This window comes from Collinsella sp. SGI.033 (assembly GCF_050315135.1).
Classification (GTDB): domain Bacteria; phylum Actinomycetota; class Coriobacteriia; order Coriobacteriales; family Coriobacteriaceae; genus Collinsella.
Window position 1 is genome coordinate 1 of record NZ_JBNPOK010000020.1, and the last position, 17506, is coordinate 17506.

A 17506-nucleotide genomic window follows, 5' to 3' on the forward strand; every position below is an offset into this window, starting at 1 on the left:
GAAAACACCGGGCCGCCGCAGAGCACCAACAGACCGCAGGGACGGGAGCAGCTATACTACTCTCAGTAGTTAAGGGTCGCGGATTGGCCGCGTCACCGCTCTCAACAGGAGGTCTTTGTTTATGGCAGATCAAAAGCCGGTTGTCGGGATCATCATGGGTTCCAAGTCCGATCTGGGCGTTATGGAAGGCTGCACCGCCGAGCTCGAGGCGCTCGGTGTGCCCTATGAGCTCGTGATTGCCAGCGCGCACCGTACGCCGGCGAAGGTCCACGAGTGGGCTTCGACTGCCGCCGACCGTGGCATCAAGGTGATTATCGCCGCAGCCGGCAAGGCCGCGCACCTGGGCGGTGTCGTGGCTGCCTTTACGCCGCTGCCGGTTATCGGCGTGCCTATGAAGACGAGTGATCTGGGCGGCATGGATTCGCTGCTGTCGATGGTGCAGATGCCTTCGGGCGTGCCTGTGGCATGCGTTGCCATCAACGGCGCCAAGAACGCTGCCATCTACGCCACGCAGATTCTGGGTGCTTGCGATCCCGAGTATCGCGCAATTATCGAGAAGATGAAGCAGGAGATGGCTGACGCCTAAGCGGCTTGCCGTTCCGTTGTAATCATAGGGAGAGTCATGTCCGACTATCAGGGAAAACGTTTCTCGGCTTCTCATATCCCCGATCCATCCAAGTCGGGATCGGCCCGCTCCATGCAGCAGGGTCGGGCATCCTCTCCTCAACAGGCTCGTGCGCCGCGCCCCGTAACGCCGACGTCCCATCGCCGTCAGGATACGCCGGCTGCGTTTCGCCCCTCGTCATATGGCACGGCAAAGAAGCAGGCCCGGTCGACGAGGCAACCGAGCGGCGCTCCGTCCAGCTACACCGAGCCGCCGCGTAAGAAGCGCCGCTCCATCATCCCCATTCTGCTCATCATCGTGGGCATCGGTCTGATTGTCGCCGCTGCCGCCATCTTTATCAATGCTCAGATTGGCTATAAGCAGGCAAGCGATTCGTACCAGAAAATCGAGAAGCAGTACGTGAGCGATAAGGATGCGAGCGGCGTGCCGATTGTCGATTTTGACGCTCTTGCTAAGGCAAATCCCGAGATCGTGGGATGGATTTATGTGCCGGATACCAACATCAACTATCCCGTGGTGCAGGCCAAGGACAACTCTAAATACCTCAACACGCTGTTTGACGGTACGTCCAATGCATCGGGTGCGATTTTCTTGGACTTCGAAGATGTCGCGCCGGGCATGGTGGACCAGCAGACGACAATCTACGGCCACCATATGAACGACGGATCGATGTTTAATGTGATCTCGGACACCACCGACCAGGCGACGTTCGACAGCATCGAGTACGTGTACTACATCACGCGCGATGGCACGTATAAGCTGAGACCGCTGGCGACCAAGGTGGTTGAGGATACGTACTCCAAGGCGCGCGCGACCAACTTTGAGGGCGACGACGGGCTGACGAATTATCTGTCCGAGATGCTCGATGGCGCCTCGGCCGTGGCAAACGATGCGACCGACCGTGCTGCCTCGGCAACTAAGGTCGTAACGCTTGTGACTTGTCGCTCACTGTCATTTAGCAATACGCGCGCCGTCATGGTACTCACGCCGGTCGAGGAATAAGCGGTTCGAGAGTAGCTAATTTGGGACGGGGCTCTTTTAGCTACCCCGGATATGCAGAATGATTTTGCTGGGTTAGGTGACGGGGGTAGCTAAAAGAGCCCCGTCCCAAATTAGCTACTCGACGACGGAAAAAAGGGGAAGCGATGCTTGAGAACGGCAAATTGATGCCTTCGGTCGATGCGTGGCTGCGCGAAGCCAAGGCCGACGCTTCGGCGCCGGCGTGTGGCATGTACCTGACGCACAATGGCGTGGTGCGCGCGACACCCAAGTCCGAGGCGCGCGGTGTCGAGACCGATGGCGTGGCGCCGGGCCACAAGGTGGGCGGCGTGGTGTTTGGCTACGACGCCAGCAAGGTGCAGGCTGCCATCGAGGCGACGCGCGCGATGCCCGGCATCGGCTATGTGCGCGTATGGCTGGCGAGCGGCGAGCTTGCCGTGGGCGACGACATCATGCTCGTGCTCATTGGCGGAGACATTCGCCCGCATGTGGTCGATGCCCTGCAGGCGCTCGTCGGCACTATCAAGAACGAGTGCGTGAGCGAGGTCGAGCGCGAAGCGTAACGCCTAGCCGGCAACCCGTGTACGTCTATAGCAAAAGCCCGCTGGCAGCTCGTGTAGATCTGCCAGCGGGCTTTGGTGTGTTGGGGCTGTTTTGTGCCGGCGCTCGCTACACGCGTGTGGCGTCCTTGGGGCTCATGGTCATGCTCTGGAAGCGATTTTCCATATACTCGTTATCGAAGTACTTTCCGTAGAACTGCGCAACGGGAATATCGCTGGCCGTGCCGTTGACACGCTGGTACCAGTAGTCGAGCGATTGCAGCGTCATGACGCCGTCGACCAGCATGATGATGGTAAAGATGACGGTGGCTGAGTAGCGACTCTTCCAGGGAATCATGTTAATGAGCTTGAGCAATCTGGGCAGCAGCAGCTTGATCCAGATGAGTCCGCCCAGACCCCACAGGCAGGCGAAGCCCGTGCAAGTGCGACCGCCCGTAAGCACGGCGAGCGGATCGGGCATGCCAAAGAGCTTCATATGCGAGTAGCTCCACGAGACCACACCGAACGAGGTCTGCATAAACCAGCCTACAAAGACCTCAAAGCTTGCGCCAAGCAGGGCGCTCACCAAAAAGATAATGATGGGGTTCTTTTTGTAGAAGCGGTTGAGCACCATGGTCATGAGTACGGCGCCAAATCCGTAGATGGGGCTGAAGGGGCCAAATAGCATGCCGGCGCGGTTCTGGTAGACGCCTGGATCGTCGACCGTCATGTGCCAGATGTCCTCCAGGATTAGGCCGAGCACGCAGCAGACAAAGAATACCCAAAACAGGTTGAAGTAGTTGAGCTTAATGTAGCCCTCGCCGGTCTCATCGCGGCCGAGCATGCCCTCGGCGGCGGCGTCGCGATCGAGCATCTCCTGCAGGCGGCGCTGCAGTTCGCGCTCCTGACGAAGCGTTGGGTCAACAGTGGCCGAAAGCGCGACGAGGATGCCGAGCTGGATGGCGGGGCGCAGCAAGAACGGCCCGATACCCTGGAGCATCACGTCGACCAAAAGCTCAACGACGGTAAGTGCGATAAGGATATAGGACAGGCGCGCGGCGTTGCGGCGCTGGTTCTTGATGAGGTCCAGGCCAAAGATGATCAAGATGACCGCGCTCGCCGCCGAGAGCATGATGCCGGCGACGATAAGACCGACTGCGACGAGCGTGTTGTCGCCGAGCTTGGCGGCGGCGTTGCCGTTGATGAGCGCGGTGATGACCTGCCACATAAAGGCGCCGACCGAAGGGAGCGTGCCTACGCCGGACAGGATGCACAGGACGGCGTACACCTTAATGATGAGGGGAATCTTCTTGACCTCCGTGGCGCTGGGGACGCTGGGGTCGAGTTCGTTTCGATCCATACGGAACCTTTCTCGTTTTGTTGTAGGTTACAAGGATACGCCGCCGACCTGCTTAAAGACAGGACGAATGGCCCAATTGCAGCAATGTAAGCCCTAACGGTGGGCGAGACGCGTCGCGACGGAAACATACGGGACCGTTGGCCCCGAGGGCGGGTTGCCCGATAAAATGTTTGGCCGCAAAACGGATTATAAGCTCGGTGGGCTTTTAAAAACCGCTGTTCATGCGCGGGAGTGCTTGTCTTGCCGTGCGTATAATAGGGCAGGTAACGCCAAATAACGAGGCTCTGAGGGGATGCCATGTCTCAAGAAACCATCCGCGCGGCCGAGCGTGCTACAGGACGGGTGACGACCATGTCGACGTATGATCCGGACTCCGACCAGCTGCATGAGGAATGCGGCATCTTTGGTGTGTGGGCACCCGATCGCGACGTGGCTCGACTGACGTACTTTGGTCTGCGTGCGCTGCAGCATCGCGGCCAGGAATCGGCGGGAATCGCCGTGGGCGATGGCGGCACGGTTATGGTTCGCAAAGACCTGGGACTGCTCGATCGCGTGTTCTCCAACGCCGACCTGTCGACGCTCTCCGGCCAGTTGGCTGTGGGCCACGTGCGCTATGGTACCGCCGGCGCCAAGAGCTGGGAAGCCTCGCAGCCGCATCTTTCCACCATCAACAGCGTCATCATCGCGCTTGCGCACAACGGCACCCTGGTTAACACTGACGAGCTGCGCCGCCAGCTGATCGAGCTCGGCGTGCCGTTCCTCTCCAATTCGGATTCCGAGGTCGCGACCAAGCTCATTGGCTACTTTACCCAGCGTACGGGCCACCTGCGCGAGGGCATTCGCAAGACCATGGAGCTCGTGCGCGGCGGCTACGCCATGACGCTCATCAACGAGCAGGCACTCTACGCTTTCCGCGACCCACATGGCATTCGTCCGCTGGTGCTGGGCAAGCTCGTGGACGAGGGCCTGGACCAGGCCGACGCCGCATCCGTTTCGCAGCTACCGTCGCAAGACGACGCCGCGACGGTCGACGCTGCCGCTCATGTCACGCGCGCTGGCGGCTGGGTCGTTGCCTCCGAGACATGTGCACTCGATATCGTGGGCGCCGAGTATGTCCGTGATGTCCGTCCCGGCGAGATCTTGCGCATCAGTGCCGAGGGCCTGGTATCCGAGCAGGGTGTGCCCGCTGCCGAAGAGCCCGCTAACTGCATCTTTGAGCAGGTCTACTTTGCCCGCCCCGACTCCATCATGAATGGCAAGAGCGTCTACGCCTGCCGTTACGACATGGGTCGTCAGCTGGCACACGAGGAGCCCGTCGATGCCGACCTGGTCATCGGCGTGCCCGACTCCGGTCTGCCGCCTGCGGAGGGTTATTCGCGCGAGAGCGGCATTCCCTTTGGCGAGGGCCTCATCAAGAATCGCTATGTGGGCCGTACGTTTATCGAGCCCACGCAGGAGCTGCGTGCCATGGGCGTGCGCATGAAGCTCAATCCGCTGCGCGACAATATCGAGGGCAAGCGCCTGGTCGTCATCGACGACTCCATCGTACGCGGCACCACCATGGTGCAGCTCGTCAAGATGCTGCACAACGCCGGCGCCAAGGAGATTCACATCCGCATCAACTCGCCCGAGGTCATCTGGCCGTGCTTCTACGGCATCGATACCGACGTGCAGTCGCAGCTCATCAGCGCTAACAAGACGGTCGATGAGATCTGCGAGTACATTGGCGCCGATTCGCTGGCCTTCCTTTCGGTCGAGGGCCTGCTGAAGGTCATGCCCAAGGGCGGCTACTGCGATGCGTGCTTTACCGGCCGTTATCCCGTGGCGATTCCCGAGAGCTTTGGCCGCGACAAGTTTATGGAGGGCTTTAAGCCCCGCAACCTGGATAAGCCGCTGCACTTTGGCGATGACGCCGTGGTCGAGAAATACGATGACCGCAGCTGGGAAGAGAAGCACGGCGAGGCCTAGAACCTGCCATTTAGGGACAGGTTTATTTTGGTAGGTTTTACCTGCTGTTTTGTTGATTTGGCGGCGCGTGTTGTTACCGTGTGCGCCAACTTGAGGGCAACTATGGGCACTGTTTGGCGTCTGTGTGTCAAACGGTAGTGGGAGAGGAAGGCTCAGATGAGCGACAGCAAGCATGTGACGTATGAGGATGCCGGCGTCGATACCGCCGAGGGCGGCCGCGCCGTCGACGCTATTAAGCAAATGGTTAAGGATACCAACCGTCCCGAGGTTATCGGTGGCATCGGTGGCTTTGGCGGCCTGTTCTCGGCCGCCGCACTTAAGGATATGGAAGACCCGATCCTGATCAGCGGTACCGACGGCGTGGGCACCAAGCTCGTCCTCGCCCAGATCATGGACCGTCACGAGACGGTGGGCCAGGACCTGGTCGCCATGTGCGTCAACGACATTTTGGCTTCGGGCGCCGAGCCGCTCTTCTTTTTGGACTATGTTGCCATTGGCCACATCGAGGCCGAGCACATGGCAAAGATCATCAAGGGCGTGGCAGACGGCTGCAAGCTCGCGGGCTGCGCGCTCGTGGGCGGCGAGATGGCCGAGCACCCGGGCGTCATGGCTCCCGCCGACTACGACCTCGCCGGCTTTACCGTGGGTGTCGTCGACCGTCCCAAGATGCTCGACCCCGCCAACGTCCGCCCCGGCGACGTGATTCTGGGCCTTCCCTCCACCGGCGTGCACTCCAACGGCTACTCGCTCGTGCGTAAAGTCATCGGCGTTGACGGCATCAAGCCGGGTACGCCCGAGGCCGCCGCTAAGGCCGAGGAGCTGAGCCGTCCGCTCGAGGAGCTCGGCGGCGCATCACTGGCAGACGCTCTGCTGGCCCCCACGCGCATCTACGTCAAGCCGATTCTTGAGCTGCTCCGCGGCGGCGCTCCGGTGCACGCCATCGCCCATATCACCGGCGGTGGCATCACCGAGAACCTTAACCGTGCGCTGGCCGACGACGTCGACGCCGTGGTCACCCGCAATGGCGCCGAGATGGGCTGGGACATTCCGCCCGTCATCACCTATGTTTCGCACCAGGCCGAGCTTACGCCCAACGAGGCATGCAAGACCTTCAACATGGGCGTCGGCCTGTGCCTGATTGTCGCTCCCGAAGATGAGGCCGCGGTAACCGATGCCCTGGTCGCGCTGGGCGAGAAGCCGTTCCGCGTGGGCGAATGCGTCGAGGGCTCCGGTAAGGTCGTGTACTCCGATGAGCGCTAACGAGCAGACGGCTGCCGCCGAGGGCCTGGGTTTTGCGCCCTATACCCGTCCGACCGGCACCGATACCACCGAGCCGCTCAAGATCGGCGTGCTCATCAGCGGTTCGGGCACCAACCTACAGGCGCTCGTCGACCTGATCGCCGCCGGCAAGCTCAATGCTTCGATCGAGCTCGTGGTGTCGAGCCGTCCTTCGGCCAAGGGCCTGCAGCGTGCAGAGCGTGCGGGTATCCAGACGCTGACGCTCTCCAAGGATGTCTACGCCGACCCTATCGCCGCCGACGAGATTATTGCGCACGAGCTTCTCGAGCGCGGCTGCGAGTATGTGGTCATGGCTGGCTACATGCGAATGGTGCATACGCCGCTGCTGGCGGCGTTCCCCAACCGCGTTGTCAATCTGCATCCGGCGCTGCTGCCGAGCTTTACCGGTGCGCATGCGATCGACGATGCCTTTACGCGCGGCGTCAAGGTGACCGGTGTGACCGTGCATTTTGCCAACGAGATCTACGACAACGGCCCCATCATTGCCCAGCGCGCGCTGGCTGTTGAGGAAGGCTGGGATGTCGACACACTCGAGGAGCACATTCACGCGATCGAGCACGTGCTGTATCCCGAAGTCGTGCAGATGCTCGCTGACGGCCGCGTCCACGTGCTGGAGAGCGGTAAGGTGGCAATTGATCCGGCGCGCCATCGCGCGTAAAAGGATTCGCTTGGTTTTCCTTGCGACGTAAACTATCAAAAAAGCTGATTGGGGCATATGGAATCACATGTGCCCCAATCAGCTTAATACCTCTTTGATTTTGGGCTTTGGATAACGTGACGGGCACCATTCCCATTCCAAGAAATCCGATAGGGCCTCGTCCGTGTGTGGGCGGGGCCCTTTTGCGCGGCCTTTTATGTTTGCTATACTGCTAGCAAGTAGAGAGGAGCCGCTATGGGTGCAGCAACGGTGCAGCTCAACACACGAATCGATCCTATGCTCAAGGCTGGTGGCGATGCGGTCCTGACACGCAATGGATTGGGGCCGAGCGATGCCGTTCGTGCGCTTTGGGCCTATCTTGTCGAGCATCAAGCGCTGCCGGGATTTATGGTGACGGATAAGCGCGAGGCGCCCCGCGCGGAGAGCCTGGCTGAGCAGGGGTGTGGCCTAGCTTTTTCATCGCTGGGGCTAAATGCTTCGGATTTTGCGCCAGTTGGATCATCTGCGGAAGACTGGGATGCCGTACGAGATGATATGTATGACGCGATGATTGCCGACACCGAGGCGAATTGTCGATGATCGAGGCAAAGCATCTCTTGGTAGATACGAACGTTTGGCTCGATTATTACCTGCAAGAGGGGGCGTTCGACGAAGCGAAGAGATTAGTTGAACTGGCCGAGGCGGGAAAGATTGACCTTCTGTACACGCCCACGACGGCAAAGGATGTGTTCTATATCCTGCCTCGGCGTCTGGCTCGGCGGAATGCGAATGGGATTAACGTTTCGTTTGCCTCGGCGTCATGGGCCTGCATCGAGCATATGATGCAGGTGGCAACTGCCTCTCCGCTTTCGTTGGCGGAGTGCGAGATGGCGCGCATGCTTGGCAAGCGCATGCCGGATCTCGAAGACAACCTCATCATCGCTTCGGGCGAGACGGCAGATGTTGACTACGTGGTCACGAGCGACCGGCGCATGCTGGAGGCGATGCCCGAGGTGTGCTTGACGCCTGCCCGCGCACTCGAGATGATTGGGATCCTCGGCTAACCTTGCCTGTCTGGTTTCGCTATCATATGGGGCATTGTGAACCTCATGCAACTTTGGAGGACGGTATGGCGGATAACGCCGAGATGCTATTCGCGCCTGAGCTGGTGTTTTTTGATTGGGAGTGCGCGACGCCGGATGAGGTGTTTGCGCGACTCGAGGGCGAGCTTGCTCCGCGCGGCTACATTGCGTCCGGTTGGCTCGATGCCGTCCGTACGCGCGAGGACATCTATCCCACGGGCCTCGCCATGCCGGCGGCCAATATTGCCATTCCGCATACCGATCCGGGGTTTGTGGCTAAGCCCTATATCGCGGTGATTAAGCCCTCCGCGCCCGTGACGTTCAATGCTATGGCGGGCATGGGTGCCCCCGTGCCGGCGCAGATCATCATCAATCTGGGTATTGCCGAGCCGGGCGGCCAGGTCGAGGCCCTGCAAGCGCTTATGAATATCTTTATGGATGCCGACGCCGCAGCCGACGTGCTCGGCCAGACTTCGTCCCAGGGCATGGTCGACGCCATCCGCCGCCACTTCTAAGACTGGCACCTTTGCACCAAAATGGTGCAGATTAACCTGTCCCCCATGCACCAGGTGTGCCGCGGGGGCCGCGTTGTGACACAATGACGTTTGTTCGATTCGTGATGCGAAAGGCCAACTATGGCAAATAAGAAAAAGAACTCCGAGGCCGCGCCGACGCCCGAGCAGCAGGCCCGCGCTGCCTCCAGCTCTCGCAAGAAGCAGCGCAAGACGTACGTGTCTAAGACCGTCAAGATCGTCCTGGTGGTTATCGGCGTGCTGGCAATGCTGCTTTCCGTCTCGGCCATGGCGTGCTCCGGTTTGATGTCGCAGACCGAGAACAATAACTCGGGTTACAAACTGACCGGCGGTGTGGCTGCTACCGTCAACGGAACCAATCTCACCGAGGACACCGTAACCAAGCAGATCATGAGCATGCGCACGTCCTACGGTTACACCAAGGATGAGGATTGGGCGCAGTATCTGGTTGACAACGACCTGACGCCCAAGAAGTACCGCAAACAGCTCATCGATTCCTATACGCAGCAGATTCTGCTCCAGCAGGCGCAGAAGGAGAACGGCGTGACGGTTTCGGACGAGGAAGTAGAGAAGGCTTGGAAGGACGCCTGCAAGAGCGCGGGCGGCGCCAAGACCTTTAAGGAGACCCTTAAGACCTACGGCTATACCGAGGACACCTACAAGGACTCGCTCAAGGAGAGCCTGGCGCAGCAGAAGCTTAAGGATGCCGTTGCTCCCACCAGCAAGCCCAAGGACAGCGAGATTGTCGATTACATTAACGAGAACCTTTCTAACTACAACGATGCCCGCCGCTCGTCGAACATCCTGATCAAGGTTGATTCCGACGCTTCCGACGAGGACAAGGCCGCCGCCAAGGCCGAGGCGCAGGAGTGCCTGGATAAGATCAACTCCGGCGAGCTGAGCTTTGAGGATGCCGTGAAGCAGTATTCCGACGACACCGGTTCCAAGGAGAAGAAGGGTGACGTGGGCTGGGATAAGCTCACCACCTTTGTCGACAGCTACCAGACGGCGCTCGAGGGCCTTAACAAGGGCGATGTGAGCGACGTGGTCGAGTCGACGTATGGCTACCACATCATCAAGTGCACCGACTACTTCCATGTCGATGGCCAGGTCGATGACATCAATCAGGTGCCCAAGGCTATTAAGAAGTACGTTTCCAATGTGGTGAAGACCCAGGCATCGGGCACGGCATACAACGAGTGGCTGGAGAAGTACACGAAGGATGCCGACATTACCGTCAACCCCATGCCCAAGGACGTGCCCTATAACGTGAGCCTGAAGGGCGTCACCAAGAGCTCGACCGACGATTCGTCGACGACTGAGTAATCAAGGGGCGGTGCTCATGCGAGTGCCGCCCACACTATTGAGGAGGATTTGCAGATGACCAACGAAGAGCTGCAGCAGGAAATGATTGCCGCCATGAAGGCCAAGGACAAGGTGCGCCTGTCTATCATTCGCCAGGTAAAGGCCGAGGTTAAGAACATCGAGGTCAACGAGCGCCGCGACGTGACCGAGGAAGACGTCAACAGCATGATCAAGCGTCTGATTAAGCAGACAAGCGAGACGTTGGAGATGTCCATCAAGGCCGGTACCGATCAAGATCGTACCGACAACCTGACCGAGCAGGTCAAGATTCTGGAGAGCCTACTGCCCGCGCAGGTTTCGGGCGAGGAGCTCGAGGCGCTGATTGAGCAGGTCATCGCCGAGCTGGGCGCCACGTCCAAGAAGCAGATGGGCCAGGTTATGGGGGCGCTCGGCAAGGCCACCGGCGGCAACTTCGATAAACCGGCCGCGGCAAAGATCGTCGGCGGCAAACTCGTGTAATTTGTTACGCGGTTTTACCAAACCGCGTAACGGCTCGACGCTGCAAACCCGTACACGCGGCAATCTGACGTTCAATTTCAAGGGCGCGACCATGAGGTCTGCGCCCTTTCATTTCACGTCACCTTGCTCGCGTGTACGGGTTTTCGCTGACTTATGCTCAACAAGGGCGGTTGTATTATTTTCGGGTCTTGAGGGGTATGGCCGTCATGGTCGCGCCCCTTTTTGGTGGGCTGGGTACTCATTTAAGTCTGTCCCCAATGAGTGGGTTAAAGGTTGCGGGTTCTTTACGGGAATGCAGTGTGGGCTGCGGAAACGTGGTTCTTTCCGTAAAATAGAGCAATTCGTGTAAGCGCAGGAAAGGGATATTCATGGCAGACATGATCGAGATCAAGCATCTCAACAAGTACTTTGGCGACCTGCATGTGCTCAAAGATATCAACCTCACCGTCAAGCGCGGCGAGAAGCTCGTAATGATCGGGCCTTCCGGCTCGGGCAAGTCCACGCTCATCCGTTGCGTCGATTATCTGGAGGAGCCCACGTCGGGCGAGGTCATCATCGACGGTACGCCGCTCACCAAAAAGAATCACCTGGAGATGGCTCGCAAGTACAGCTCCATGGTGTTTCAGCAGTTCAACCTATATCCCAACATGACGGTGCTGGGCAACCTGACGCTCGCGCCCATCAAGCTGCAAAAGAAGAGTAAGGAGGAGGCGACCGAGATCGCCATCGCCGCGCTCAAGCGCGTCGGCATGGCGCATAAGGCCGGCGAGTATCCGCAGAACCTCTCGGGCGGTCAGCAGCAGCGCATCGCCATTGCCCGTGCCCTGTGCACCAAGCAGCCCATCATCCTGTTTGACGAGCCGACCTCGGCGCTCGACCCCGAGATGGTCCAGGAAGTCCTGGACGTTATGATTGAGCTCGCGCAGGAGGATATCACCATGATCTGCGTGACGCACGAGATGGGCTTTGCGCGCCAGGTGGCCGACCGCGTCATCTTTATGGAGGACGGCCGCATCCTGGAGGAGGGCACACCCGAGCACTTCTTCGATAACCCCGAGAACCCGCGCTGCCGCGAGTTTCTGTCCAAGATTCTGCACTAGGCGCGGTGATGGACATGACGGATATGACGAGGGCGGCCGTGTCGCGCCGCCACTTTTTGCAGCTGGCGGGCGCCGGTATGCTCGCGCTGACGGGGACCGCGCTTACCGGTTGCGGCAACTCCACCGGCGGTGAGGACTCCGACAAGGGGTCTAAGCTTGCGGCCATCAAGTCGCGTGGCCATCTGAATGCCGGCGTTAAGAAGGACGTTCCCGGCTACGGCTATTACGACACCGCCAAGGGCTGCTTTGAGGGCATGGAGGTCGATTTGTGCTACCAGATCGCCGCTGCCGTCTTTGGCGTGAGCTACAAGGAGGCCCGTGCCCAGGAGCTTGTCGAGTTTACCGACGTAACGCCCAAGACGCGCGGCCCGCTGATCGATAACGGCCAGCTCGACGTGGTCGCGGCGACCTACACCATCACCGACGAGCGCAAGAAGAGCTGGGATTTCTCGACGCCGTACCGCACCGACTACGTGGGACTCATGGTCAAGAAGCGTTCGGGCTTTACCTCGATTGAGGACCTGGACGGCAAGGTCATTGGCGTGAGCCAGGGTGCCACCACGCAGGGCCTGATCGAGCAGATGATCAAGGACAACGGCTTTAGCTGCAAGCCCGAGTTTAGGGCCTTTAGCGGCTACCCCATCATTAAGAGTTCGCTCGATGCCGGCAATATCGACGTCTTTGCCATGGACCGCTCCACGCTGGCCGGTTACATGAACGAGACCGTCGAGCTGCTGCAACCCGAGGTCAAGTTTGGCGAGCAGGGCTACGGCGTGGCGACCAAGAAGGGCTGTGATCTTTCGGCCGTGGTCGATCAGGTGATATGCGATCGCCTGGCCGACGGCTGGCTCGACCAAGAGGTTAAGACCTGGGGTCTTGTATAGGCGCATCGTCCAAGGAAGGAATCAAATGCTCGAAGGATTGTTTGACGCCGACCGCTGGTCGACGACATTCCAAAACATGGGGCCCTTCTGGGAGGGCTTTGGCGTGACGCTGCAGGTGGTCGTTGCCGGTCTGCTGCTGTCGCTGGTGCTGGGCACGCTGCTGGGCGTGTTCTCTACCACTCGTTCTCGCGTTCTGCGCGCCATAAGCCGCGTGTACGTGGAGTTTTACCAGAACACCCCGCTGCCCGTGCAGGTGCTCTTTATGTACATGGCCGGTCCGCAGTTTTTGCAGGCCATAACCGGTGCCGACCAGCCGGTGCGTATCGCGCCGTTTGTGCTGGGCTTCTTGGGCGTGGGCCTGTATCACGCTGCCTACATTTCGGAGGTCATCCGTACCGGTATCGAGGCCGTTCCGCGTGGCCAGATGGAGGCGGCCCAGAGCCAGGGCTTCACCCGTGCGCAGGCATACTGCTACATCGTGCTGCCCCAGACGTTCAAGATCATTCTGCCGCCGCTGTGTAACCAGGCACTCAACCTGGTCAAAAACACGTCGGTGCTAGCGCTTGTGGCCGGCGGCGACCTTATGTACCGTTCCGACAACTTTGTGAGTCTGTACGGTTACCTGCAGGGATACATCGTCTGCTGCCTTATGTATTTCATCATCTGCTTTCCGCTCGCCATGCTGGTGCAGTGGCTCGAGCGCCGCTCCAAGGAGCGCCCGCGCGGCATGAGCCTGGCCGAGCTGGGGCTCGACAACGTAGAGGAGGCCTAGCGCATGGAAATCTTCAACGCGACCAACCTGCTCTACATTTGGGGCGGCTTTGTTAAGACGATCGAGATCTCGGCGCTGTCGATCTTTTTCTCGCTCATCTTTGGCACGGTGCTGGCGCTCGTTAAAAGCTACGCGCCCCGTCCATTCCGTATTTTGGTGAGCGCCTATATCGAGCTGTTCCGCTGCACGCCAAACTTGCTGTGGATCCTGTTTATCTACTTTACGGTGCAGGGTTTGGACATTGTGATTTCGACCATCGCCTTTACGCTGTTTACCAGCGCCGTTATGGCCGAGATTGTGCGCGGCGGCCTCAACTCGATTCCGCGCGGCCAGTTTGAGGCGGCGCAGAGCCAGGGCTTTGGCTTCTTTGCCACCATGCGCTACATCATTCTGCCGCAGACGTTTAAGACGATCATTCCGGCGCTGTTTAGCCAGTGCACGACCGTCATCAAGGACAGCTCGTATCTTTCGGGCATTAACGTGGCCGAGCTCATGTACACGGCAAACGTCGTGATGGCCCACGCGATCGACCTGTCGCAGGTGCTTATGCTCTACGGCCTGGTGTTTGCGATGTACTTTGTGCTCAACTTTGGTATCTCGCTGCTGGTGAGGGCATATCAACGTCGCATTGTGGCCGCATAGTCCTGCTTCCCCAAGCACGGCACCTTGCCCCTCAATCGTCGCTTGCGTACATTTAGTACGCGGCGCTCCTCTTTCGGGGCAATCTGCCGCACTTGGGAAACCAGGACGAAGGTGGGGGCAAAATGAATGTGACAAAGGGACTGTCCCTTTGTCACATAGAGAAAGGAATCGCGATGAGCGATCTGGAGAACAAGAAGAATCCTGTGGTCATTACCATCGCGCGCGACTTTGGCGCCGAGGGCCACGAGATTGGCCGCATGCTTGCCAACGAGTTGGGAATTCCGCTGTACGACAACGAGCTGCTGGTGCGTGCGTCGATGCGCGCGGGTGAGTCGCTCGATAAGATGGCCGCCTATGACGAGCGTCTGGCCGTGGAGAACATGGCGTTTCTGCCCGACCGCTACGATGCGCGTTCGTACTCGGACAAGTTGTTCCAAAAGATGAGCCAGGTGATTTTGGACCTGGGCGAGACCGAGAGCTGCATTATCGAGGGTCGCCTGTCCGATTACCTGCTGCGTAACAACCCTAATCACATTGCCGTGTTGGTGACCGCACCCTTTGAGGACCGCGTCGAGATCGTGCGCAAGAAGCGTGGGCTCAACAAAAAGAAGGGCGCCAAGCTGGTCAAGCAGCAGCAGAAGGCACGCGAGGCGTTCTATAAGCGCTACAGCGCCGGAAAGTGGAAAATGACGAGCGGCAAGGATATCGTCGTCAACCGCGCCAAGCTGGGCCGCGAGGGCTGCAAAGACGTCATAGCCGCTGCCTACCGCTACAAGGTGGCGCAGCTCGAAGGCTAGCCGACCAAAAGCCATCACAAAGGTGCCCGTTCCCTTTATGGTGATCGGGCGGCCGGCATAGAAAAAGTCCCCGCCGGGCGTGTGCCCGACGGGGACTTTGCCGTTTGGTGGTTAGCGCTGCAGGTGATTACTCACCCAGCAGGCTCTTGGTGATGGAAGCGGCGGCCTTCTTGCCGGCGCCCATCGCCAGAATGACCGTAGCGGCACCGGTAACGATGTCGCCGCCGGCCCAGATGCGGGGATCGGTGGTCTGGCCGGTCTCCTCGTCGGCGACGATGTAGCCCCACTTGTTGAGCTCCATCTTGCCGCCGATCTTGGCAGCGAAGGGGTTGGCGTTGGTACCGATAGCCGAGATCGCGACGTCGCAGGGGATCTCCTCGATGGCGCCCTCGATGGGCACCGGGCGACGACGGCCGGACTCGTCGGGCTCGCCGAGCTCCATCTTCTGGACCTTGACGGCGCACACGGAGCCGTCCTCGCCAGCGACAAACTCGAGCGGGGAGACGAGCGGCAGAACCTCGACGCCCTCGGCCTTAGCATGGTGCAGCTCAGCGCGACGGCAGGGCATCTCGTCCTCGGTACGACGGTAGGCGATGATGGCGTGCTCGGCGCCCAGGCGCTTGGCGGTACGGACAGCGTCCATAGCCACGTTGCCGCCGCCAAAGACGACGACGTTCTTGCCGTGCTTGGTGGGGGTGTCGTACTCGGGGAACTTGTTGGCCTTCATCAGGTTCACGCGGGTGAGGTACTCGTTAGCGAAGAAGACGTTGGGCAGGTTCTCGCCGGGGACGTTGAGGAACTTGGGCAGGCCAGCGCCGGTCGCCACGTAGATGGCGTCGAAGCCCTGCTCGAACAGCTCATCGGCCGTGGCCATGTTGCCCACGACGGAGTTGTACTCAAACTTGACGCCCATGTCCTCAAGGCCGTCAATCTCGCGCTTGACGACCGCCTTGGGCAGACGGAACTCGGGGATGCCGTAGACCAGCACGCCGCCGCCGGTGAAGAAGGCCTCAAAGACGGTGACGTCAAAGCCGTTACGGGCGAGCTCGCCAGCGCAGGTGATGCCGGACGGGCCGGAGCCGACGACGGCGACCTTCTTGCCGTTCTTGGGAGCCATCTTGGGCGTGGAGGCGAGCTCGGGGCGGTCACCCAGGAAGCGCTCGAGCTGGCCGATGGCCACGGGCTCGGACTTCTTACCACGGATGCACTTGCCCTCGCACTGGTTCTCCTGCGGGCAGACGCGACCGCAGATGGCGGGAAGCATGGAGTCCTCGCGGATGGTATCGAGGGCGCCGCCAAAGTCCTTCTCGCGGATCTGCTCGATAAAGCGGGGGATGTTGATGTTGACGGGGCAGCCCTCAACACAGAACGGCTTCTTGCAGTTGAGGCAGCGCTCGGCCTCGGCCAGCGCCATCTCCTCGGTGAAGCCCTTGTCGACGGGGCGGAAGTCGCAGGCGCGCTCGGCGGCCGGCTCCTCGTTATCGGGGGTGCGGGGCGACTTCATATCGGCAACGAAACGACCGTTAACTAGTGGCATGCGCAGCTCTTTTCCTCATAGGCCTTGAGGGACTCGCCCTCTTCGGAACGGTAAGCGGCCTGGCGGGCACGAAGGTCATCCCAGTCGACCAGGGTGGCATCGAAGTCGGGGCCGTCGACGCAAGCAAACTTGGTCACGCCGCCCACCTCGACGCGGCAGCAGCCGCACATACCGGTGCCGTCAACCATGATGGGGTTGAGCGACGCGGTGATGGGGGTGTCGTACTTCTGGGCGGTGAGGGTCGAGAACTTCATCATCGGAACGGGGCCGACGCAGAAGACCTGGCTCACGGCCTTGTCCTGCAGCAGGCGCTCCAGCGGAGCGGTGACAACGCCCTGCTCTCCGTAGGAACCGTCGTCGGTGGTGATGTGGATGTGGTCCTCGTCGAGGAGCTCGCGGAACTGGTCCTCCATGAGCAGGAGGTCCTTGGTGCGAGCGCCCATGATGGCGTGCACCTCGTGGCCGGTCTCGACCAGGTGCTTGGCGACCGGGAAGGCAATTGCCAGGCCGACGCCGCCGCCAATGACGGCGCAGGGGCCCTCGGCCATCTCGGTGGGAACGCCCAGCGGGCCCACGACGTCGCGCAGCGACTCGCCGGCCTCGTAGGTGGAAAGCATCTCGGTGGTCTTGCCGATCACCATGAAGATGAACTCGACCCAGCCCTCGTCACCGTTCCAGCCGGCCAGAGTAAACGGGACACGCTCGCCCGTCTCGTTGGCGCGAACCATGAGGAACTGTCCAGCGTGCGCATGCTTGGCGATTGCAGGCGCCTCGATGCGGAACTTGAACACCTTCTCCGAGAACTGCGTCTTCTCCAGGATCTTATACATAGAACCCCTCTCTTGTTAGGGCAACCGAACCGTGCCTCCACGGAAATGGACGGCAGCCCGAATAAAACCGTACGCGCA

At 60.2% G+C, this 17506-nt stretch carries 19 protein-coding genes; 16 read left to right on the forward strand and 3 right to left on the reverse strand.

The genetic code is table 11. The features are described from left to right. Window positions 1-121 precede the first annotated feature (121 nt). The 3 genes from purE to ACQRC0_RS06820 all read left to right on the forward strand — a co-directional run bounded on the left by purE (window position 122) and on the right by ACQRC0_RS06820 (window position 2187). Window positions 122-586, forward strand: a complete 465-nt coding sequence (gene purE, locus ACQRC0_RS06810; RefSeq protein WP_154516732.1) for a 5-(carboxyamino)imidazole ribonucleotide mutase — start codon at window positions 122-124, stop codon at window positions 584-586. A gap of 36 nt (window positions 587-622) precedes the next feature. Beyond that, window positions 623-1627, forward strand: coding sequence for a class B sortase (locus ACQRC0_RS06815; RefSeq protein WP_427728842.1), 1005 nt, complete (start codon window positions 623-625; stop codon window positions 1625-1627). A gap of 143 nt (window positions 1628-1770) precedes the next feature. Beyond that, entirely contained in the window at window positions 1771-2187 is a 417-nt protein-coding gene (locus ACQRC0_RS06820; RefSeq protein WP_427728844.1) for a molybdenum cofactor biosynthesis protein MoaE, read from the forward strand. Window positions 2188-2293: 106 nt separating this feature from the next. Here the strand turns inward: ACQRC0_RS06820 and ACQRC0_RS06825 are convergent, their stop codons facing one another. Further along, a complete protein-coding gene (locus tag ACQRC0_RS06825) occupies window positions 2294-3523 on the reverse strand; it encodes a putative ABC transporter permease (protein ID WP_427717959.1) in 1230 nt (409 codons plus the stop codon). A 297-nt stretch (window positions 3524-3820) separates the two neighbouring features. Between ACQRC0_RS06825 and purF the strand changes: the two genes are divergently transcribed. From purF to ACQRC0_RS06890, 13 genes are all read left to right on the forward strand, one after another. Beyond that, entirely contained in the window at window positions 3821-5491 is a 1671-nt protein-coding gene (gene purF / locus ACQRC0_RS06830; RefSeq protein WP_427728847.1) for an amidophosphoribosyltransferase, read from the forward strand. Window positions 5492-5647: 156 nt separating this feature from the next. Beyond that, entirely contained in the window at window positions 5648-6751 is a 1104-nt protein-coding gene (gene purM / locus ACQRC0_RS06835) for a phosphoribosylformylglycinamidine cyclo-ligase (protein ID WP_427717964.1), read from the forward strand. Continuing rightward, on the forward strand, window positions 6741-7448 hold the full coding sequence (purN, locus tag ACQRC0_RS06840; protein ID WP_427728849.1) for a phosphoribosylglycinamide formyltransferase: 708 nt from the start codon (window positions 6741-6743) through the stop codon (window positions 7446-7448). The genes purM and purN overlap by 11 nt, the downstream gene beginning before the upstream one ends. Window positions 7449-7682: 234 nt before the next feature. After that, window positions 7683-8027: a type II toxin-antitoxin system RelB/DinJ family antitoxin gene (locus ACQRC0_RS06845; protein WP_154516713.1), complete on the forward strand. Its 345-nt coding sequence runs from the start codon at window positions 7683-7685 to the stop codon at window positions 8025-8027. Between the two features lie 17 nt (window positions 8028-8044). Continuing rightward, window positions 8045-8491 (forward strand): PIN domain-containing protein, encoded by a 447-nt coding sequence (locus ACQRC0_RS06850; protein ID WP_427728851.1) that lies wholly within the window; start codon window positions 8045-8047, stop codon window positions 8489-8491. A gap of 65 nt (window positions 8492-8556) precedes the next feature. Next, complete coding sequence (locus tag ACQRC0_RS06855) at window positions 8557-9024, forward strand: PTS sugar transporter subunit IIA (protein WP_427717974.1); 468 nt, start codon at window positions 8557-8559, stop codon at window positions 9022-9024. A gap of 120 nt (window positions 9025-9144) precedes the next feature. Then, on the forward strand, window positions 9145-10368 hold the full coding sequence (locus ACQRC0_RS06860) for a peptidylprolyl isomerase (protein ID WP_427728854.1): 1224 nt from the start codon (window positions 9145-9147) through the stop codon (window positions 10366-10368). Between the two features lie 54 nt (window positions 10369-10422). Next, the gene (locus ACQRC0_RS06865; protein WP_427717979.1) at window positions 10423-10866 is read left to right on the forward strand and encodes a GatB/YqeY domain-containing protein; all 444 of its coding nucleotides are present in this window, start codon (window positions 10423-10425) and stop codon (window positions 10864-10866) included. Between the two features lie 368 nt (window positions 10867-11234). Then, window positions 11235-11966, forward strand: coding sequence for an amino acid ABC transporter ATP-binding protein (locus tag ACQRC0_RS06870; protein ID WP_055251548.1), 732 nt, complete (start codon window positions 11235-11237; stop codon window positions 11964-11966). A gap of 8 nt (window positions 11967-11974) precedes the next feature. Next, on the forward strand, window positions 11975-12850 hold the full coding sequence (locus tag ACQRC0_RS06875; RefSeq protein ID WP_427728856.1) for a transporter substrate-binding domain-containing protein: 876 nt from the start codon (window positions 11975-11977) through the stop codon (window positions 12848-12850). A gap of 25 nt (window positions 12851-12875) precedes the next feature. Continuing rightward, window positions 12876-13622, forward strand: a complete 747-nt coding sequence (locus ACQRC0_RS06880; protein WP_427728857.1) for an amino acid ABC transporter permease — start codon at window positions 12876-12878, stop codon at window positions 13620-13622. 3 nt (window positions 13623-13625) lie between these two features. Beyond that, entirely contained in the window at window positions 13626-14264 is a 639-nt protein-coding gene (locus ACQRC0_RS06885) for an amino acid ABC transporter permease (RefSeq protein WP_055285379.1), read from the forward strand. Between the two features lie 173 nt (window positions 14265-14437). Then, the gene (locus ACQRC0_RS06890; RefSeq protein WP_427717988.1) at window positions 14438-15061 is read left to right on the forward strand and encodes an AAA family ATPase; all 624 of its coding nucleotides are present in this window, start codon (window positions 14438-14440) and stop codon (window positions 15059-15061) included. A 127-nt stretch (window positions 15062-15188) separates the two neighbouring features. On the opposite strand, the gene gltA is transcribed toward ACQRC0_RS06890, so the two are convergent. Beyond that, a complete protein-coding gene (gene gltA / locus ACQRC0_RS06895) occupies window positions 15189-16598 on the reverse strand; it encodes an NADPH-dependent glutamate synthase (protein WP_427728860.1) in 1410 nt (469 codons plus the stop codon). Further along, window positions 16589-17428 carry a sulfide/dihydroorotate dehydrogenase-like FAD/NAD-binding protein gene (locus tag ACQRC0_RS06900; RefSeq protein ID WP_006235793.1) on the reverse strand — a complete coding sequence of 280 codons (840 nt, stop codon included), beginning with the start codon at window positions 17426-17428 and terminating at the stop codon, window positions 16589-16591. Before ACQRC0_RS06900 ends, gltA begins: the two co-directional genes overlap by 10 nt. Window positions 17429-17506: the final 78 nt, after the last annotated feature.